Here is a 19,419-nt window from a genome sequence, read left to right on the forward strand (position 1 = left end):
TTTTAGGCTCGAAGCGGAGGTGGTGAGGTCGATGGCGGTCGCCGGCGAACTCGAGCGGGCCCGAGCAGAGTTCGAGGCCGGCGACTGGTCGGCGGCCCTGCGGCGGTGGATGACTGTCGACCCGGACGATCTCCGCCCGGACGATCTGGGCAGGCTCGGCGTCGCCGCCTACCTCGGTGGACACGATCAGACCGCGGTCGACGCCCTGCAACGCGCGTTCGCAGCCGAACTCGACGACGCGAACGTACCCGCAGCCGTGCGCTGCGCATTCTGGGTGGCCCTGATTGCCTCCATGGCCGGCGATCCCGTCGTCGGGCAGGGCTGGACCGCCCGTGCGGACCGACTGCTCGCCGACCACGATGCCGATGTCGTGGAGCGCGGCTACATCGCGATCTTGCGCATGTACGCACACATCGGTGCAGGCGACTGGCCACAGGCATTCGATAGCGCGCGAAAGGTCACCGACGTCGGTCACCGCCATCACGATCCTGATCTCGTCGCGGTGGGTATCGCTTCACAGGGCAGGCTGACCCTCGAAGGCGGCCAGGTGCCCGAGGGCCTGTCCCTGTTCGACGAGGCGATGACCGGAGTGGCCGCCGGTGAGGTATCGGCGGTGTTCGCCGGACAGGTGTACTGCACCATGATCGAGGGCTGCCAACGGGTCTTCGATGTCGGGCGGGCTGCCACCTGGACACAAGCGCTGACCCGGTGGTGCGACCGCCAACCGGGGCTGGTGCCGTTCACCGGACAGTGCGCCGTCCATCGCGGGCAGATGTGCAAGCTCTTCGGCGGGTTTCTCGACGCCATCGCCGAGTTCGATGCGGCATTGGCGCGCTACCGCGAGACATCCGCGCCCGCTGCCGGACTCGCCTTCGCCGAGCGCGGCGAGGTGTATCGGATTCTCGGCGACCTCGACAGCGCAGAGCGTTCGTTCGCCGACGCGGAGGCGCACGGATACGATCCGCAACCCGCCCTCGCCCGATTGTGGCTGGCACGCGGGCGATCGCACGCCGCTGCCGCTGCGGCTCACCGGCTGCTGGTGGAGTCCGGGGATCCGGTGGATCGGGCGCACATCCTGCCGGGTGCGATCGAGATCCTGTTGGCCACAGGTTCGGTGGACGAATCCCGGCCGCTGGCAACCGAACTCACTGATATCAGCGAACGGTTCGGCTGCATCGCGCTGCAGGCCGCCGCAGCATTCTGTTCGGGCACCGTCGAACTCGCCGACAATGATCCCGCAGGTGCGCTGCCCTATCTCCGCAAGTCCCGGCAGCTGTGGCTGGGTTTGAACTGCCCGTATGAGGCGGCGCGGTGCCAGGCGGCGATCGGCCGGGGCCTGTTCGCCCTGTCGGATGCCGATTCGGCCCGGCACGAGCTGATCGCCGCCGGCCGCGTCTTCGCCGACCTGGGTACCCGACCGGACGCCGAGGCCGTCGCCGGTCTGCTGCGGCCCGGCACCCACCCCAACGGTCTGTCCGATCGCGAGGTCGAGGTGTTGCAGCTCGTCGCCACCGGGCGCAGCAACAGCCAGATCGCTCAGAGATTGACGTTGAGCGAGAAGACGGTGTCACGCCATCTCACCAACATCTTCGCCAAACTCGACGTCAACACCAGGACCGCGGCGACCGCGTTCGCCTACGAGCACGACCTGATGTGACTGTGGGCAAGGCCACGTCGGCGACAACGGACACCACTTCACAGCCGCCCGCCGGCCCCGTGAGAAGGACGTAACACCGTCTCCACGCCATGACACAAAACCGACATTCTGACTCGATTGACTGGCACGCGTTCACCGTCAACCTGAGGAGCTCTCATGTCGTACGTGAAGCCGGCCGAGTTCGCGAAACAGATGGTCGACGCCGGCGAGGCGAAGACGTTCTTGTCCACCCGGGACACGCTCATCCGTGCCTACATGGCGGGTGCGATACTCGCGCTCGCCGCAGCATTCGCGGTCACCATCACCGTCCGGACAGGTGAGCCACTGCTGGGTGCAGTGCTGTTCCCCGTCGGGTTCTGCCTGCTGTACTTGCTGGGTTTCGACCTGCTGACCGGCGTGTTCACCCTGGTGCCGCTGGCGCTGATCGACAAACGGCGCGGCGTGACGTTCAAGAGCATGCTGCGCAATTTCGGCCTCGTGTTCGTGGGCAACTTCCTGGGCGCGTTCACCGTCGCCGTGTTCATGGCGATCATCGTCACCTACGGATTCAGCACCGACCCCGATGCGGTCGGACAGCAGCTCGGCGAGATCGGCCATTCCCGCACCGTCGGCTACGCCGAACACGGCGCCGCGGGCATGCTCACACTGTTCATCCGCGGTGTGCTGTGCAACTGGATGGTGTCGACCGGCGTGGTCGCCGCGATGATGTCGACGTCGGTGCCCGGCAAGGTGATCGGCATGTGGATGCCGATCATGCTGTTCTTCTACATGGGTTTCGAACACTCCATCGTCAACATGTTCCTGTTCCCGTCGGGTCTGATGCTGGGCGGTGACTTCTCGATCGGTGACTACCTGGTGTGGAACGAGATCCCCACGGTGCTCGGCAATCTGGTCGGCGGTCTGACGTTCGTCGGGTTGATGCTGTATGCGACGCACGGGCGGACCGGCCCCTCGCGCCGGGTCCCGGCCGGCACCACGGAGATCGACGTCGCGCAGGAGGTGGAGGCGAAGAAGTCCGACGCCAAGGAGCGCGCAGTCGTCGCCGATTCCTGATCACGCGCCATTCGTCCCGGGACTTCGCAACTCCTCTCCGAACTCGTGGAGGATGTGGCAGGTCCCGGGGACCAACCGCGTTGGGCGCTCACTCGGCGTCGCGGCGATCGGGACCCGTTATCCGTCGGATACGGGAGAGGCCGCTGGCGCCGACCTCCACCGGGGAGCGCCGGCGCGGCGGCGGCCAGCCGTTGCTGGGGTGTGCCTTCTCGATCTCGGCGTTGAGTTCGGCACCGAAGAGGAGCACGATCGCGACCGCCCACACCCACACCAGGATGGCCAGCGGCGCGGCGAGCGGGGCATACACCGCGTCGCCGCCGAATGCGGTGTCCGTGTAAAGACGCAGGACCGCACTGACCGCGAGCCCGCCACACGTGGCGAGCAGCGCCCCGGGGAGATCTCGATGAAACGGGGTCCGACGGGGGGTCGCCCAGTGGAAGAGCGACGCCACCACCAGGGTCAGCACCACGACGGCCACCGGCCAGTACGCGAGTGTCCAGATCTCGCCCAGCGGCAGCGACTCCAGACCCCACCGTCGTTCGACGATGTAGCCCAGTTGCGGACCGGCCACCACCAGCGGCACCAACACCACACCCAGGACCAAGCCGATCACCGAGAACACCAGCCCCAGCACCCGGGCCATCCACGTCGGACGTTCCTCGTCCAGGTCGTAGGCGATGGTGACCGCCAACACCAGCACCCGCAGGATGCGGCTGGCGGTGAAGACCGCGATCAGGAACGAGATGGAGAACACCGACGGCGACCCCTCGATGAGCAACCGGTCGAGCATCGCGGCGATCACATCGTCGACGGTCTGCTGACGGAACACCTGCGCGGCGATCTCCTCGATGCGTTCGATGAGCTGCACACGGGCGTCGGAACCCAGCACCGGGTCGAGCAGGCCGGCCAGCGAGACCATCGCGATGGACACCGCCGGCAGACTGAGCAGCACCCAGAAGGCGATCTCGCTCGCCAGCCCGGTGATGCGGTCGTCCCCGGAATCCTTGACCGTCGCGACCGCGAGGTCGACACCGGATCGCGCGCGCGGTGGCAGTCGGGCTCTGAACCGTTCCCACACCGCGCGCATCGAGGCAACGGTACCCAAAGGTCACGGCGGACTGCCCACCGGCGATGCGCCGGTCCGACAAGCCGCTGTTTCATGTCTGGGCGGAACGGCTACTCCGGATGTCTACTGGTAGGGACGCTCGCTGACGGGCAACGCCGACGAGAGGCACGATACGAGGATGACGAGCCAACTGACCGGCCCCACGGCCACCCGGGGATCGGCTCCCCCGCTGCCCGCCGCCCGGGGGCCACTGTCGACCCTGGTCACGGAGTATCTGCGCGCCGATCCGCATGTGCCGCGCGAGATCCGTACGCCGGGCTCGGTCGCCGAGACCGCGCTGTCGGCCGTCGACCCGTACGGGGATGATCTCCAGCTCGCGCTCTACCTCTGTTACGAGCTGCACTACGTCGGATTCGCCGGCGTCGACCCCGCCTGGGAGTGGCACCCCGCGCTGTTGGCGGTGCGCGGCGAGCTCGAAGGACACTTTCTTTCCGCCCTGCACCACGACGTCCCGGTCGGGCCCGGCGACACGGCTGCGCATGAGATGGATGAACTGAGCATCGAGTCTCCCGATGGCGACGGCGCCTCCTATCACCTGCGTGACGCGGGAACGTGGGATCAGTACCGCCAGATGTTCGCGGTGCGCTCCGTCTTTCACCTCAAGGAGGCCGATCCGCACGCGTGGGCGATTCCGCGGCTGCGCGGCCACGCCAAGGCTGCTTACGTCGCCGTCGAATTCGACGAGTTCGGCGGTGGACGCGGGGAGGCCGTCCACCAGGAGTTGTTCGCCGACCTGCTGCGCGCCGCAGGCCTGGGCGACGACTACCTCGGCTATCTCGACATCGCCCCGGCGGCGGCCCTCACACCGGTGAACCTGATGTCGCTGTTCGGCCTCCATCGCCGGTACCGCGGCGCAGCAGTCGGACATCTCGCGGCCACGGAGATCACCTCGCCGCCCGGGTCGCAGCGGCTGCTGTCGGGGCTCGAGCGCCTGCAGGCACCCGAGGCCTGCCGGCATTTCTACCGCGAGCATGTCGAGGCGGATGCGGTCCACGAACAGATCCTGCGCACCGACGTGGTCGGCGACCTGGTGCGCGCCGAGCCCGACTGCGAGGCCGATGTCGTGTTCGGCATCCGCGCCTTCCTCTTCGTGGAGGACGCGCTGGATGCACACCTGATGACCGCCTGGCGGGAGGGCCGCAGCGCACTCGCCGGGGATCTGTAGCCGCCCGCGTCGGCGGGTGCTCGGCGGTCTGGGGTCGGTCAGCTCGTCCGGCGTCGACGCCTGCGATGGCTGGTGTCGCAGAGGGGGTAGTTCTTGCTGCGGCCGCACGCGCAGATCGCGACCATGAAGCGATCCGACTCGACACGCGTGCCATCGGGCAACTCGATGTCGACCGGCCCCTCGACCAGGACCGGGCCACCGCGCACGACGCGTACAGTCCGCCGGCGAGCCGACGTCATCGGAGTCGCCCTCTACTCGGCTGGAACATCGGGTCGGGCGCGGTCGCCGCAATGGCCACCAGCCGCTCCACTCGGCGACCGCGCTCCAGGAGCCCGCGCGCCTCGAGCCACCGCGCGCGGGCGGTCATCACCGGCCCGAAGGCGATGACGCGTTCACCGATCACGTCGGCTTCGAGCCCCCCGCCACGCAGCGCGGTGAGCGAGGCATCCTCATCGGCGAATTCCGAGTGCACCAGTAGCAGTGTGCCACCAGGTGCCAGCAAGGTGGGTGCCTGCGCGCACAGCGGATCGAGGACCGCTCGCCCGTCGACGCCCGCATCCCAGGCATGGGCGGGTCCGGGCGGGTGAAATGCGGGGTTCTCGGCCGTCGGCGTCGGGACATAGGGCGGATTGCAGGTGACCACGTCGAACCAGCCGGTCGCGGTTGCGAGATCGCCGTGTTGCACCGTGATCGATCGGCCGGCCGCGAAAGCCGACGCCCGCGCATGTTCCACCGCACTCCGCGAGGAATCGAGCGCAACTGCCTCGCGGGCCCCGGCGGCGGCAGCGGCGATCGCGACCGCACCGCTGCCGGTGCACAGATCCAGGACGCGCACACCCCGCACGCCGAGGGCGTGCATTGCGTCGATCAGAAGAGCGGTGTCCTGCTGAGGGAGGTAGACGTCGGCATCGAAGACGGAGATCCCCGCCGCGACCAGCGGCGCCACCGTCATGGCCGGACCGCCGGTATGCCGAGACCGGCTGCCACCGGAAGTCCTCGCATTCCTGCGTGATCCACGGAAAACGTCACGCCTCCACCTTTCGGCCGTCGCATGCGGAAGATGATGTCCCCGCCTCGGCATCGTTCCCACCGGCACGGACTCTGAAACGCAACTGCGCGCCGACGGTTGCTCTTGAGCGTGCCGACCGGTATCAGCGGTGTTTAATGGTGCTGATCATTCGGTCACCTCATCCAGCTGCCGCCGCTACACGAGGAGAGCACCGTGTCCGCCTCCCCTGCCTCGTCGTCGTCCCCTGGGCCGCCGTCACCGTCGGCATCATCGCCGTCGCCCACCGCCGACTCCGCAGTTTTCACGCCGCCTCGACTCGACGGACGCACCATCGCGATCACCGGCACCACCAGCGGCACCGGTCGGGTGATGGCATCGCGATGCGGGATGCAGGGCGCGCGGATCATCCTGCTGAATCGACCGTCGGCACGCGCGGACACCGCGCTGCGCGAGCTGCGCGGTGCAGGCGTCGATGTGGTGGCGGTGCCGTGCGATCTGCAGAGCTTCGACAGCGTGCGGGCGGCGGCCCGGATGCTCACCGAGATCTGCCCGAACGGCTGGACGTGCTGTGCAACAACGCCGGCGTGATGGGGTTGCCGGACCAGGCGACCGTCGACGGCTGTGACGTCCAGATGCAGACCAACCATCTGTCGCACTTCCTCTTGACGGCGCTGGTGTGGCCGGCACTGGCGACGGCCGCCGCCGAACGCGGACAGGCCCGGGTGGTGAACCACACCAGCGGCGCCCGGCGGGGGAAACCGCTGGACGCCACCTATCTCGCCGCCCATGGCGGTGACCTCGGCGGCGACGGGTTTACCGGATTCGGAAAATGGCGGAGGTATCAGCAGTCCAAGCTCGCCAATCTGATGTTCACCTATGCGTTGCATGATCGGATTCCGCCGGCGGAGTCCGGCGTGATGAGCCTGTGCGCACACCCGGGGCCCACCGATTCCGGACTACAGGCGAAGACGGCCGCGGCCGGCGGCACTGCGCTCATCGACCGGCTGATCCTGTGGCGCACACTGCGCGTCGCCCAGCCGGTCGAGGCCGGTGCCGATGGCATCACCCGCGCCGCGTGCGATGCCGATGCCCGCAGCGGCGACTTCTACGGGCCACCCGGACGCGGCAAGCCGGGTGCGGCACAACTGCTCCCGGCCGAACGCGACGCGGAATCGGAGCGAGTGCTCTGGGAGACCAGCCTGGCGACGACCGGCCTTGCCGACTTCTTCGCCGGGTGATGGTTCATCAGGGAGCCGGGTCGTCGGCCGCGCCGGCTTCGAGCGCCCGCATCACCCGGTCGGCGCCCCAGCTGCGTTCGACGTAGCCGATCACCTCGGCGACGTCGCCGGCCGGGACATCGGCGGTCGCGCCGTCCTCGAGCGGATCGGCATGGAAGATGTAGAGCCGAGAAGCGAACTGCGCGAACGGCAGTGATCCCTCACCCGGTCGTTCACCGTTGCCGGCAGTCCCCACCACCACGCCGTCGCCCCAGTCCTGACCGCTGTCGTTGTTGGGGTTGAAGAAGTAGACCCGGATGTCGCCGTTCGGGTCCGCGGCCACCCGCAGGATCGTGATGGCGTGCCAGCCGACATAGCGGGCCGCGCTGTCGGTGAACGCGATCCCGGCCGGCTGCGGGTGGATCAGCGGCTGATCACCGTTGTAGCGCGGATGATAGGCGGCGTAGAACCGGCGGATGAAGTCGTCGAGGTCCACGATGTCGCCGGTTGCCACGTCGACGTTGATGCGGAAACCGCGGGCCGACCACCAGCCGTGGAATTCCGGGTTCACCCAGCGGTGCGGATCGCCGGGACGGTCGGCACAGCGCCGCACCATCTCGGCGTAGATGCGGTCGAGATGCGGCACGACGAGCAACGACACCGGATCGAGATCGATCGGATCGGCCGCCGCGACGCCGCCGGCGCTCTCGGCCGACGAGATGGCTTGACCTTCGAAGTGGGCCACCACCTCGTCGTCGCGGGCCGCCCACGCCACCACCTGCAGCAGGTAGTCGGGATCGTTGTACGCCCACATCGACAGGGCTCGGGCCGATTGGCAGGTCGGATTGTCGCCCTGGCCCACACCCAATGGCTGCCCCAGCATGGACAACAGACCGCCGAGCAACAGCGCCTCGGGTGCCACCGCCGGCCCGAAGGCCGAGTGCAGACGTTCCCGTACCGCGGGTGCCAGCGTCAACGACACCTGACGCCAGAGCGACGGAACGACGGGCGGCTGATGCAGAATCCCGCGATCGAGTAGCAGCGCCAGACCGTAGAGGCATTGCGCATGCTGCGGGTTCACGGCACGCAGGATCAACTGCTGCACCAGATCGGTGTAGCGGAGCAGGCAATTGCGTCCCACCTCCGACAGGCCGAGCGCCTCGGGCAGGAGGAACATGTTGTCCTCCACCAGGAATCGCACCAACGCTGCGTGATACCCGGACACCAAGCCGGTGTCGTGCATGGCCCGGGCGAACCCGCGGGCCTCGAACTCCAGGCCCTCGGCGTCCATGGCCGACAGCCGCGACAGGTAGACGTCAATGCCCGGGTCCTCGCGACACGCCTCGGTGGGACCGAACAGCGCGGTCGTCAACCGGTCGAGTCCCTGCGCCGCGGTGCCCAGGTCGACGTCGGGGTCGCTGCGGTGGATCGCGATCCGGGTCACCATGGCCTTCACATGATCGACCTGAATCGGCCGCTGGCGCAGAATCCGCCAGATCTCCTCCACGAGTTCGTCGAGCACGCTGCCATAGCCGATCTCGTCGACCACGTAGCCGAACACGGCCCGGGCCACCCGCGCGCTGCCGCCCTGCCGGGCCCGTTCCGCCTCGGACATCGGGGCCAGCAACAGATCCAGGTTCAGCGCCAGCACCTGCGACAGGAAGCGGCGCGCATCGTCGGCGGTCATATCCGGGCGGTGGTGTTCGCCGACGGCGATGGCGACGAGCCGCAACTCGCTCGTCGACTCGAGAATCACCGTGTCGGTGTGCTCACTGTGCAGGCTGGGACCCGCGAGCGCCGGTACCAGGATGTCGGGTTGATCCCAGTCGGAGCCGGTGAAGACACCCGCGTGTTCGAGGGCCGCCGCCCGCGCGCGCACGGCCGCGCAACCGCCCGGCTGGGTGAGGACTCGCCGTAGCGCATCCAACACGCGGCGCAGTTTGCCCGGCTTGGCGAAATCGGGCGCCTCGGCCATGGCGGACGTCGCATGATCGAGTTGCTCGACCCGCGACGCCAATGCCCGGCCGGTGTCGGGGTGGTCGATAGATGTCACGGGCACTGGCATCCTTTGTCGTTCTCGCGCTTTCGCTGCACGCGCGCCCTGATGGCCCGCATCGTCAGCTCACACGTAGAAATCGAGTTCTTCCTGACGCTTGAGCAGGTCGCGCATCCGGTACGGATCCTCACCGAAGAAGTACAGCAGACCCCAGTGCGTTCCGAAGGCGGTGCGTTTGGTGACGGTTTCCTCGAGTGGCTCGGAGAGGTCGTTGGTCTCGTAGTAGTCGTCGTCTGCCGTCTCGTCGGGGATCTCGAGGTTGGAGACCACCCGGCGGCGTGGGTAGACGCCGAAACATCCCGCGACACCACTGGCGTCCTCGACCTCACGCGGGAAGAATGCGTCGACCTCCTCCTCGGTGGTCTTCGGATCGAAGGACAAAATCAGCGCCTGATAGGCATTGAATCCGTAGGCACGCTCCAACAGTTCGAAGACCTTGAAGCCCGGTGGCCGATAGGCGACCTCACCGAAGTACATCTCGCCGTCGTTGGTCACGAAGTATTCGGGGTGCACGAACCCGAAGTCGATGTCGAAGGTCTTGATCAGCTTCTCGATCTGCGCGGTGATCGCCGGGCGATACTTCTCCAGCTCGGGAGTGGCCGGGACGAACACCGAATACCCCAACGTAACGTATTCGGAGATGTTGAGGAACTTGATCTTCCCGTTGTGGACCCACGCCTCGACCGCGAATTCCCACCCGTCGAGATGGGACTCCATCAACACCGGGAACTCTTCGTCGGGAATCGTGTCGACTTCATCCGGGGTGCGGATCACGCGGTGTCCGAGGCAGCCCGCTTTGTCGAACGCCTTGAGGTGGATCGGGTCGTTCGGATCGCCGTCGAGTTTGAGCAGGGTCTGGTTCACCCGGCGCAGAAAGCGGACCACGTCGTCGCGGTCGTGTGCCTCTTCGAAGATGCCGACCCGGATGCCACCGAGCTGCGCGCGGCGCTTCATCAACGCCTTGTCGCGCAGCAGCATCGCCTGGCCGAACAGCCGAGGCTTGTCCATCAACACCGAATTGATGGCGCCGGCCCACTCCACGGTCTCCTCGAACAGCGGGATCGCGACGTCGACGCCCATGTCCCGCAGCGTCTCGGCGATCTCCATCGATCGGTCGTTGAGTCGCTCGAAATTCCAGGACAGATACGGGATGTCGTGCTCGGCGCAGTAGTCTTCGGCCCATTCGGGGGCCACCACCACGTAGCGGCGGTCGAATCGGTCCGCGGCCTCGATGGCTCCGAGACTCCAGCCCAGCAGGGCCACATACCCCTTGTCGGGATTCTTGATCGCCTTCGCGGGCGCGTCCTGTGTTGTCGTGGCAGGCGTGGTCATGCATGTCCTTTCGCTGCAGATCGTGCGCGGTTCATGCTGCTTCTTCCTGCGACCCACGGTACATAGATGGCAACGCCGGACTCCACCAGCGCCGGCTGCAATACCCGAGACACCCAGCGCCTGAACCAGGGCAAATCGGGGTGAGCGCAGGTCAGAGGGCCGGCGAGACCGCGTCCCACATGGTCGACAACTCTTTGGCCCAGTAGTACCAGTGGTGTGTCCCGACGACCTGCACGGCGTCGGTGAACGGCAGCCCGGCGGCGCGCAACTGCGCCCCGAACTGCTGGGAGCAGTTGTGCGCGGCGACCTCAAATGCCGACGAGGCTGCGAGAACGACCTGGTAGAGCCCTTCCTCCGGTGTCACGTCGCGTTTGATGTCGGCCGGTCCGAGCCGACCCGCGCCCGCGTAGAGGAACAGTGTCTTGCCGCGGAGTTCGTCCAGCCGCCGAGCGGGATCGTGCGCACGCCAGCCGTCGGTGCCCACGGGTCCCCACATGTTGTCGGCGTTCGCCCCGGCGCGTGACAGGGTGGCGCGCACATAGGCCTCACCCTCCGGAGATGACACCGGGGGGCAGCCGCTGAGCGATCCGACAGCACGGTAGAGGTGTGGTGCCCGCGAGGCGAGCGTGAAGGCCGCCTGCCCGCCCATCGAGACGCCGGCGATCGCCCGGCGGCCGGTGGAGTCGAACCGGGTGTCGATCAGCGGCGGTAGTTCCTTGGTCAGGAATGTCTCCCACATGGGTTTGCCCACCGCCGGGTCGCGCCGCTCCCAGTCGGTGTAGAAGGTGCCGTACGCGCCGGTCGGGAGCACGACGGTGACGTCCTTGTCGGCGAAGAACTCCTCGGCACCGCCGGCTCGGAGCCAGTCGCTGTCGTTGCCTCGAGCACCCGCTCCGTCGAGCAGATACAGAATGGGCCGCGGGCCGTTCACCCGACGCGGGGTCAACACGAACACTTTGATGCTGCGTCCCAAGGCCGGCGAGTCCACCCAGACGGCGCTACGCGTGTCGGTCTCCTGCACAACCGCGGTGATGTGCGCCTGCGGCTCGGCGTCGGCCGTTCCGACCGCGACCGTACTCACCAGAATCAGGCAAACGGCACACGCCGCACGCCAAGCAGCTCTGAGCACAGAGTTCCCCCACGTTCTCCCCCGCCCCACGATCGGTGATCTACCACACAGAAGTTACCGGATGGGCGCACCGGTCACCGGGCGAGCAGACGAGTCACGGGCAGCGGTGATGCCGCAGCGACCACTCACACGGTGCCGCGGGCCGCCCATGCGGTCGCTGAATGGGTCGATCGCGGCCACACCGGCGAATGCCGCAAACACCCCCGACAACGGTTCGGCCGCGAAGCTCACTCGCCCATCGCAATTCCGCAGGTCACGTCAGGGAACCTGCTCGCGCACCACGCCGACATGCCGCACCGTCCCCGACAGACGGGGCACCGTCGCCGGCCGAGACCAGGTGCGCAGCCCATCGGTGCTGTCGGAGTACAGATACCGTCCGCTCTTATAGGCGTCCAGATAGATCCGCCACGCACCGTTGGGCAACTGGGTCAGCACCGGCCCCTCCACGAAGCGGCCCCAGTTCCGGATGGGTACGAACCTGTACGGCCCCACGAGCGACGGCGCCACGGCATGCTCGATGACCTTCGTCGTCTCGTTCTTGGTGAATGCGTGGTACGTCGCGCCGACTTTCACGACGGTGGTGTCGATGTGGTCGGCACCGATCCCGACGATGGGCACCGGCGGACTCCACAGTCGCAGCGCAGGATCGAGCGCTGTCATCAGATACGGCACGAAGCCGCCACCGGTCGACATCGAAAGGATGATGTTGACCTGACCACCGTCGACGAAGAACTCCGGCGCCCAGGCCTTGGTGGTGAACGGTGACAGGGACGGAAGGTCGCTCGACCCGATCGAACCGGACGAGCCGGACGAGCCGGACGAGCCGGGTCCGCTCGAGGAACCGAGTCCGCGGCCGTCGCCCGTCCCCGGCAGTAGTGCACAGCACAGCGGGACCGGCCAGTTGCCGATGTGCGTCCAGCCGAGCCGATCTCGGCTGCGCGCGAAGCCGATGTTCGCGCCGTCGATGGTGGTGTAGGTGATGTAGTACCAGCCGTCGGAGTGCCGGATGATGCTCGCATCGCGCACCCGACCTGCCGGTGGCCGATAGGCCGCCTTACGCAGGAGCTGGAACGTTGTACCGTCGCTCGAGGTGTAGACGTCCATGTCGCGGTCGCTGGCATTGCTGAACGCCACCATTGTGTATCGCCAGCCCGTCGGCGGTGCGGCTCCGCCCGTCCCTGCGCCGACGACCGCCACTGTCGTGACGGCCAACCACATCACCGTCAGGGCAACGCAGACACCTCGCCGAAGATGCATCACCGATGCAGTATCGACCACGACGATCACGCTGTGCAGGGATTTGGCACGTCTGCGGCCGCACTCAGGGCAGAGTCGGTGGCGGAGGGGCGTGCAGCTGCTCGTCAGACCACAGCGATGCCGCCGCATGGCCCATCAGCAGTTTGGGGTAGTACGCCCCCGCGAACCAGCCCGCGGCGTGCGAGGGACCGAGCACTCTGTCGAGCACGAGACCGCCACCGGCGAACGCCAGGTGCTCTCTCGTGCCCTGACCGGGATGTTCGTACCACCGTGCGCATGCCCGGGTGTTGTTGACATACACTCCACCGCCGAGGTCGAACCCGAGCAGTGCGATCACCGTGGTGGTGGCCGGTCCCGCCCCGTGGCGGCGGGCCGACCACGCGCACACGATGAACACGGGCGCAGTCACCGACGTGCGACGCGCTGCGGCGAGTAGTTGCGCGGGCCTCGCCGCCGGTCCGGGGCATCGGACCAAAGTCCTTCGCACCGCGACCATCGGCTCTTGAGCGGCCGGCGCCGCAGCAGCAGAGTGGAACCACCACAACGGAACACCACCAGGAGATTTCCAGTGCCGACCAGGGTTGGCCGACCCCACTCGGGGTGCACCGAAGCAGCCGACGACGCTCAGCGCGACGGCGGCGCGGCCGCCGCCGCGTTCCGATCCGGTTCGGGGAGTTCTTGGTTCACCGCGCGCCACGTCGCAGCCCTGGTACCGGTCGCGCTGTGGGCGCTGCTGTGCGCGTGGTGGATCCGGTCACCGGCCGCTGTTCGAGCAGCCCGACGAGTTCGTCGACTACCTCACCGACGTGGTCGTGCCGCGCACGGCCGCCGCATTCTCATGACCAACGCAGGCGGGTAAAGGAGATCAGTGCCATGACCGAGATGCCTCAGCGCTACACCCCGGTGCCGCCGGTCGCGCCAGTTCGTCGGACCCGTCCGGTGCCGCTGATCATCGGTGTCCTCCTCCTACTCGTCGCGGTTCCGCTCCTCTTGGCCGGGGCCGGACTGGGGTGGGTGCTCGCTCAGCGCGACGACGGATTCTTCTCCACACCGAGCGAGCGCTACAGCACCCCGACTGTCGCGATAGCCAGCGAGCACCTCGCTTTCGGGGAGCTCGGGCCGACGGACTGGTGGCCGGACGGCAACCTCGCGACGATACGGCTCAGCGCGCAGTCGCCGGACTCCGACGTCTTCGTGGGGATCGCGCCGAGCAGCGATGTGGAGCGCTACCTCGGTCCGGCCGGCTACGACCAGGTCAGCGACATCACGGCCGAACCCTTTCGGGCCGCCCTCACCCGACGAGGCGGCGACGGTGTCCTTGACGGTCCGCCCACCGAGCAGACATTCTGGACCGCGCAGGCCAGCGGCAGCGGTACACAGACCCTCACCTGGGACCTGCAACCCGGGACCTACACCATGGTGGTGATGAACGCGGACGGCACGCCCGGCGTGACCGCGGACCTGACGGCCGGGGCTCGCGTCGACCTGGTGGTCCCGCTCGCCTGGACGCTGGGAGTCGCGGGAGCGCTGCTGCTCGTCGGGGGCGTGCTGCTCATCATCTACGGAACCCGTCCACCCCGCCCGAGCACGCCGGCGACGACGTATCCGAACATGCCGGCTCGGTGAAACAGCTGGTGCCCACGTCGTCATCGGACTCCGCGGACCGCTGCGATGGCACGGGCTGTGAGGCCCCGGTGCGGGACGTCAGGGCTCAACCCCGGTGTCGGCGCTGTCCCAGATGACACCTGAGCGCGTCCCGACGTCGACCACCATCGTCACCACCCGCTGTGGTGACATCTGGGTCAGAGGTTCACGCCAACGGGATTGGGCGATCCGATTGTTCCTGACAAGGCGGAGGAGGAAGCGATAGCGGCCGCTGTCGCGACCGATGACCGCCGGCGGGGAGGCCGAGCGTCTCGACAAAGTTGTCGTCGATCAGGAGTACGGCGTCCGACGGTGACACTCGCGCGTCACCAGGGAGACGCGTCAGCACCGAATACGTCTCCGGCAGGGCATGTCCGCTGAGTGCCAGCGGCCGGCCGCCGATTTGGGATCTAGCCACGTCGTGAGCGGTGTGAGACGCCACGAGTAGCGGTACGGCAACGCTTGTATCGACGGCGAATCGCTGACTTGCGCTCACCGTCTACTGGGAAATGACTACCAGCGGAATCCCGCCGCACGGCGACGATGTCAGGCCTCGGCCCCCTCGCGCGCCCGCCAATCAACCGCGCGCGCAATTGCACGCGCGATTGGTTGCCGGGCGCGCGACGTCTCGGCCGGTCGGCCGAGGGGGTTCTCTACGCATTGAATCTGAACTCGATCGGGTTGCGGCACGGCGCAACCTCAGGTGATCGCCAAAGATCAGTAGGTGGCGAACTCCGTCGACACCGACGCCGCACCTCTCAGCGGCGCAATCGACGCCGCCTCGACGTCGAGGGCGTCTCGCGTCTCGTTCGGCAAACCTCCGAACGTCGCGAACGTGAGGTGCAGGTCGCGCCCGCTCTTGCGTGGACGCCAGATGCCCACGACCTCGCCGTCAACAAGCAACGTCCCAGGGTCACCAGCGGACTTCCACACGTCCCGGTGATACTTCTTCGCGACGATCGTCTCACGGTCACGAAGCTGCGTGTACGGGTCGCGCGGCGGGAGAATCCTCACTCCGGCAGGCATCGAGGCAGCTCGCAGTGAGTCGAGCTCAGAGGTGAGCATCCACCTCGTCCCGCCGTAGTCGACCTCGGCCAGCTCGCCATCGAGCAAACTCCACCAGGGATCGACGTCGCCGGTTTGCACACCAAGCCACGCAGCGAAGTCACCGCGCGTCGATGGCCCGTAGGCATGCAGATAACGACGCAGCAGCTCTGCTCGGGCCCTGGCAGGATCCATCACGTCGATCGGATGCCCCAACCATTCGTTCGTGAGAACGAACGGTGCCTTGTTCCCGGATCGAGGCGCGAAGCACACGAGTCCCCGAAGTGCGAGCAAGCGGACGCAGAAGTGCACGACCGCCTCACCGATCGGCTGCCCTTTCGCGTAGGGACCTTCAGAGGTCCACACCTCCCGCTGCTCTCGCGTCAGCGTAGGAGCGATCACCTTCGCGACCTCCGCCCCCAGCTCGTTGATCGCCAACTCTCGTCCGCGCAGCACGGTCGACGTCGCATCAGCAACTCGGTCCGTCGCCTCACCAAGAGACATCCCGAGCCAGTCGACCGCCTGCTCAACACCGGGAACGAAGTGCCGAGCAGCGTGATCGGTCGTCGGCAAGACGCCGGTCGTGAACACCCAGGCGTCCGACGTCGGCATGTAGTACGGAGCACCGCGCATGCTCCACGTCAGAAGAAGTGACCTGGACTCGATTGCTCGGTCGATCGAGTCCGGTCCGACCTTGGCGGCCCGAGCATGGAGCGCAAGCAGCGCTGAACCAGGCGGGGTGTTCTGGATGCCGCACCGACCTACGACCGCGAGGAGTTGATCCGGGGCGGCGCGCAGACTCAGCCCATGTGAGGCAAGCCGATACGAGACCACATCCGCGCGCTCGACCACCTCAGCCATGACGCCAGCGTAGTCAGGCCGCGGACCACCGCAGTCGCAGCAATCAGAGCGTCGCGCTCCGGCCGCGGATCGGGCACGCGGAGATGAGCCGCGCGCCGCACTCGGGGTAAACCCCGGCTCTCACCCGTGCGGTCTACGGCAACAATCAGGGTGGTTTTCAGCCTTCCACCCGATGTGGCCGAGGTACTCGACGCGACACGATCTAGTCCCATGATCACAGTTGAGAACCTGACCAAGCGGTATGGCGACCATGTCGCGGTCAACGACGTTTCGTTCGTGTGCAAGCCGGGCCTGGTCACCGGCTTCCTCGGCCCCAACGGCGCCGGCAAGTCCACCACGATGCGCATCATGGTCGGCCTCACCCCGCCGACGTCGGGCTCGGTTCGCATCGGCGATCGCCCGTATCGCGAAATCCCCAACCCGGCAGCTCAAGTCGGGGTTCTGCTCGACGCGTCGGCGCAGCATGCCGGACGGACCGGCGCGGAGATCCTGCGCCTGACCGCGATGACACTGGGGGTGCCGAGCAGTCGAGTCGACGAGATGTTCGATCTCGTCAGCCTGACCCCGGACGAGGCGAACCGTCGCGTCCGCAACTACTCACTCGGCATGCGGCAACGACTCGGCATCGCCAACGCACTCATCGGCGACCCGCACATCCTCATCCTCGACGAGCCGGCCAACGGTCTCGACCCCGCAGGAATCCACTGGATGCGAAGCCTGTTGCGCGACTATGCCAATCGCGGCGGTACCGTGCTGTTGTCGTCGCACCTGCTGCACGAGATCGAGATCATCGCCGACGAGATCCTGGTCATCGGCCAGGGACGCATCGTCGCCGAGGGCACCAAGGAAGAACTCCTCGCGGGCAGTGGCACGCGGGTGCGTTCCCTCGATGACGACGCGCTGGCGCACGCGATGTCGGTGGCCGGCATCGCCGCGCAACCGGTGACTGAGGGTGGATTCACCGCCGACGCCGCGCCCGAAGACATCGGCAGGATCGCACTGCGACAACAGATTCCACTCGTCGAGCTCCGCGTCGGTGACGGCGCACAACTCGAAGAGATGTTCCTGCAACTGACCCAGCAGACCCAACGAGAATCCGTCCCGACGTTTCGTGACGCCACCGCCCTGCAAGGAGCACAGTCGTGACCACCACCCTCCATCGACCACCGTCGCTTGCCGTCGAGCGCGATGCTGCGCCGATCCCGCTCAGCAGACTCACCCGCGTCGAACTCCGCAAGCTCGTCGACACCCGGGCCGGCTTCTGGCTGGCCGCATCTGTCGGAGTCATCTCGGCGATCGTGGTGATCGCCATGCTGATCGCCGATCGGCAGAGTCTCGGGCATCTGAACTTCATCGAATTCTTCGCCATGATGAACATACCGATCTCGACCATCCTTCCGGTGATGGCGATCCTGCTCGTCACGAGCGAGTGGAGTCAGCGAAATGCGTTGACCACCTTCACCATGGAGCCGCGGCGCGAACGTATCCTGCTCGCGAAGCTGGGGGTCGCGCTCATCGCCGGTATCACAGCTGTCGTGGTGTCGCTGACTTTTGGGGCGGTGGCGAATGTGGTGGCCGGCCTGATCTACGGCGATCCGGCCGGCTCGTGGGAGTTCACCGCCGCCGCGCTGATCAACTCGTTCACGCTACAGATGCTGTGGCTGCTTGTCGGATTCGGCTTCGCCGCACTGATTCTCAACACGCCGGGCGCGATCGTCGCCTACTTCGCGTTGCCCACCGCGATGTCGCTGCTCTCGGAGTTGGTGCCGTGGTTCAAGAACAACCTGGCCGGGTGGGTCGATCTCACCACCACGAGTGTGCCGTTTCAATCCGGCGACTGGGCCGCCGGTGGGGAGTGGAGTCGTCTGACCGTGTCGGCCGTCATCTGGGTCGCCATTCCGCTGACGCTTGGTGTGATGCGGGTGCTGCACACAGAAGTCAAGTAGCCACCAGGTGGCCCAGGCCGCTGTGCGCCGACCGGAACTCGACCGGATTGCGTGACCGGTAACCGTGCATCAGCCTTCCCCGATTGTGGCCGAGTACCGGCGTTCTATGCCGGCGGTGGCGCGGCCCCACTCGCTGTCCGCCACTCGCTGTTGATGGAAGGCGAACGCCGCCTCGTCGACAAATCGCTCGTCAACCCGCCAGATCAGTGGATCGCCGGTCCGGTCGACATCGAAGGACAAGCATCCCGGCTCTGCTCGTGTCAGGTCGACGTGCCGCATCAGGTGTCGTTCGACAGTGTCGGCCTCCTCGGCATTCGCACAGACCAGGAATCCCGCAATGACGACCTCTGTCATGCCGACTGAAGCGGAATGATCGCGGCAATCTGCTCTGCTGCACGGTCCTCGGCGAGGTCCAGGTCGTAATGCGACTGCAGATTGAGCCAGAATTGAGCCGATGTGCCAAAGTACTTCCCAAGTCGCAAGGCCGTGTCAGCGCTGATCGCGCGCTTGCCGTGCACGATCTCATTGATGCGCCGCGGAGGCACACCCACTGACACCGCCAACTTGTTCTGCGTGATGCCGAAACCTTCGATGAAGTCCTCCATGAGGACTTCCCCGGGATGGATCGGCGCGATCTTGTCAGTGGTAGTCAACGATCTCGACCTCCTCCGGCCCAGTGTCCGCCCAGACGAAGCAGATTCGCCACTGGTCATTGATTCTGATGCTGTGTTGTCCCGCCCGATCACCTTTCAGTGCTTCGAGCCGATTCCCGGGTGGGACCGTGAGGTCGTCGAGCGACTCTGCCGATCCCACCTGACGAAGTTTGCGCAGCGCGACCCGGTGAATCCGCGGATCGATCGAGCGAGCGCGTTCACGACGCCCGAGGCGTTCGGTGTCCTTGTTGCCGAACGACCGGATCACGC

General features: G+C 67.0%; 20 protein-coding genes. 8 read left to right on the forward strand and 12 right to left on the reverse strand.

Annotated elements, in window-relative coordinates:
- The first annotated feature begins 31 nt into the window (after window positions 1-31).
- Together NWF22_RS01820 and NWF22_RS01825 are read left to right on the forward strand one after the other, a co-directional pair.
- Window positions 32-1,657, forward strand: a complete 1,626-nt coding sequence (locus NWF22_RS01820; protein ID WP_160900889.1) for a LuxR C-terminal-related transcriptional regulator — start codon at window positions 32-34, stop codon at window positions 1,655-1,657.
- 156 nt (window positions 1,658-1,813) lie between these two features.
- Window positions 1,814-2,710 carry a formate/nitrite transporter family protein gene (locus NWF22_RS01825; protein ID WP_160900888.1) on the forward strand — a complete coding sequence of 299 codons (897 nt, stop codon included), beginning with the start codon at window positions 1,814-1,816 and terminating at the stop codon, window positions 2,708-2,710.
- An 88-nt stretch (window positions 2,711-2,798) separates the two neighbouring features.
- On the opposite strand, the gene NWF22_RS01830 is transcribed toward NWF22_RS01825, so the two are convergent.
- On the reverse strand, window positions 2,799-3,797 hold the full coding sequence (locus NWF22_RS01830) for a YihY/virulence factor BrkB family protein (protein ID WP_160900887.1): 999 nt from the start codon (window positions 3,795-3,797) through the stop codon (window positions 2,799-2,801).
- Between the two features lie 157 nt (window positions 3,798-3,954).
- Here NWF22_RS01830 and NWF22_RS01835 point away from each other — a divergent pair, with 157 nt between their 5' ends.
- Window positions 3,955-5,001, forward strand: a complete 1,047-nt coding sequence (locus NWF22_RS01835; protein WP_160900886.1) for an iron-containing redox enzyme family protein — start codon at window positions 3,955-3,957, stop codon at window positions 4,999-5,001.
- A 38-nt stretch (window positions 5,002-5,039) separates the two neighbouring features.
- On the opposite strand, the gene NWF22_RS01840 is transcribed toward NWF22_RS01835, so the two are convergent.
- Both NWF22_RS01840 and NWF22_RS01845 read right to left on the reverse strand, forming a co-directional pair.
- Window positions 5,040-5,240, reverse strand: coding sequence for a CDGSH iron-sulfur domain-containing protein (locus NWF22_RS01840; RefSeq protein WP_160900885.1), 201 nt, complete (start codon window positions 5,238-5,240; stop codon window positions 5,040-5,042).
- Window positions 5,237-5,953 (reverse strand): methyltransferase, encoded by a 717-nt coding sequence (locus NWF22_RS01845; protein WP_160900884.1) that lies wholly within the window; start codon window positions 5,951-5,953, stop codon window positions 5,237-5,239. The genes NWF22_RS01840 and NWF22_RS01845 overlap by 4 nt, the downstream gene beginning before the upstream one ends.
- Window positions 5,954-6,223: 270 nt before the next feature.
- Here NWF22_RS01845 and NWF22_RS01850 point away from each other — a divergent pair, with 270 nt between their 5' ends.
- Both NWF22_RS01850 and NWF22_RS01855 read left to right on the forward strand, forming a co-directional pair.
- Complete coding sequence (locus tag NWF22_RS01850; protein WP_202398179.1) at window positions 6,224-6,598, forward strand: SDR family NAD(P)-dependent oxidoreductase; 375 nt, start codon at window positions 6,224-6,226, stop codon at window positions 6,596-6,598.
- Window positions 6,598-7,248, forward strand: coding sequence for a Rossmann-fold NAD(P)-binding domain-containing protein (locus tag NWF22_RS01855; protein WP_202398178.1), 651 nt, complete (start codon window positions 6,598-6,600; stop codon window positions 7,246-7,248). Before NWF22_RS01850 ends, NWF22_RS01855 begins: the two co-directional genes overlap by 1 nt.
- Window positions 7,249-7,255: 7 nt before the next feature.
- Here NWF22_RS01855 and NWF22_RS01860 read toward each other — a convergent pair whose 3' ends face one another.
- The 5 genes from NWF22_RS01860 to NWF22_RS01880 all read right to left on the reverse strand — a co-directional run bounded on the left by NWF22_RS01860 (window position 7,256) and on the right by NWF22_RS01880 (window position 13,410).
- Window positions 7,256-9,292, reverse strand: a complete 2,037-nt coding sequence (locus NWF22_RS01860; protein WP_160900883.1) for a hypothetical protein — start codon at window positions 9,290-9,292, stop codon at window positions 7,256-7,258.
- A 57-nt stretch (window positions 9,293-9,349) separates the two neighbouring features.
- Window positions 9,350-10,615 (reverse strand): ATP-grasp domain-containing protein, encoded by a 1,266-nt coding sequence (locus NWF22_RS01865; RefSeq protein WP_160900882.1) that lies wholly within the window; start codon window positions 10,613-10,615, stop codon window positions 9,350-9,352.
- A 151-nt stretch (window positions 10,616-10,766) separates the two neighbouring features.
- Window positions 10,767-11,696, reverse strand: a complete 930-nt coding sequence (locus NWF22_RS01870; protein WP_258321297.1) for an alpha/beta hydrolase — start codon at window positions 11,694-11,696, stop codon at window positions 10,767-10,769.
- A gap of 306 nt (window positions 11,697-12,002) precedes the next feature.
- A complete protein-coding gene (locus NWF22_RS01875; protein WP_258321408.1) occupies window positions 12,003-12,962 on the reverse strand; it encodes a glycoside hydrolase family protein in 960 nt (319 codons plus the stop codon).
- Window positions 12,963-13,065: 103 nt separating this feature from the next.
- Complete coding sequence (locus tag NWF22_RS01880; protein WP_160900879.1) at window positions 13,066-13,410, reverse strand: hypothetical protein; 345 nt, start codon at window positions 13,408-13,410, stop codon at window positions 13,066-13,068.
- Between the two features lie 464 nt (window positions 13,411-13,874).
- On the opposite strand from NWF22_RS01880, the gene NWF22_RS01885 reads away from it, so the two are divergent.
- Window positions 13,875-14,627, forward strand: coding sequence for a hypothetical protein (locus NWF22_RS01885; protein ID WP_160900878.1), 753 nt, complete (start codon window positions 13,875-13,877; stop codon window positions 14,625-14,627).
- Window positions 14,628-15,362: 735 nt separating this feature from the next.
- On the opposite strand, the gene NWF22_RS01890 is transcribed toward NWF22_RS01885, so the two are convergent.
- Window positions 15,363-16,550, reverse strand: coding sequence for a winged helix DNA-binding domain-containing protein (locus tag NWF22_RS01890; protein ID WP_160900877.1), 1,188 nt, complete (start codon window positions 16,548-16,550; stop codon window positions 15,363-15,365).
- A 210-nt stretch (window positions 16,551-16,760) separates the two neighbouring features.
- Between NWF22_RS01890 and NWF22_RS01895 the strand changes: the two genes are divergently transcribed.
- Window positions 16,761-17,696, forward strand: a complete 936-nt coding sequence (locus tag NWF22_RS01895; protein WP_160900876.1) for an ABC transporter ATP-binding protein — start codon at window positions 16,761-16,763, stop codon at window positions 17,694-17,696.
- Window positions 17,693-18,496, forward strand: a complete 804-nt coding sequence (locus NWF22_RS01900; protein ID WP_160900875.1) for an ABC transporter permease — start codon at window positions 17,693-17,695, stop codon at window positions 18,494-18,496. The genes NWF22_RS01895 and NWF22_RS01900 overlap by 4 nt, the downstream gene beginning before the upstream one ends.
- 69 nt (window positions 18,497-18,565) lie before the next feature.
- Here NWF22_RS01900 and NWF22_RS01905 read toward each other — a convergent pair whose 3' ends face one another.
- Genes NWF22_RS01905 through NWF22_RS01915 form a run of 3 tightly spaced genes read right to left on the reverse strand, consistent with a single transcriptional unit; the run spans window position 18,566 to window position 19,417 of the window.
- A complete protein-coding gene (locus NWF22_RS01905; RefSeq protein ID WP_160900874.1) occupies window positions 18,566-18,850 on the reverse strand; it encodes a putative quinol monooxygenase in 285 nt (94 codons plus the stop codon).
- Window positions 18,847-19,149, reverse strand: coding sequence for a HigA family addiction module antitoxin (locus NWF22_RS01910; RefSeq protein ID WP_129907290.1), 303 nt, complete (start codon window positions 19,147-19,149; stop codon window positions 18,847-18,849). The genes NWF22_RS01905 and NWF22_RS01910 overlap by 4 nt, the downstream gene beginning before the upstream one ends.
- Window positions 19,136-19,417, reverse strand: coding sequence for a type II toxin-antitoxin system RelE/ParE family toxin (locus NWF22_RS01915; RefSeq protein ID WP_160900873.1), 282 nt, complete (start codon window positions 19,415-19,417; stop codon window positions 19,136-19,138). The genes NWF22_RS01910 and NWF22_RS01915 overlap by 14 nt, the downstream gene beginning before the upstream one ends.
- Window positions 19,418-19,419 lie beyond the last annotated feature (2 nt).

It is taken from the genome of Gordonia mangrovi, assembly GCF_024734075.1.
Lineage (GTDB): Bacteria > Actinomycetota > Actinomycetes > Mycobacteriales > Mycobacteriaceae > Gordonia > Gordonia mangrovi.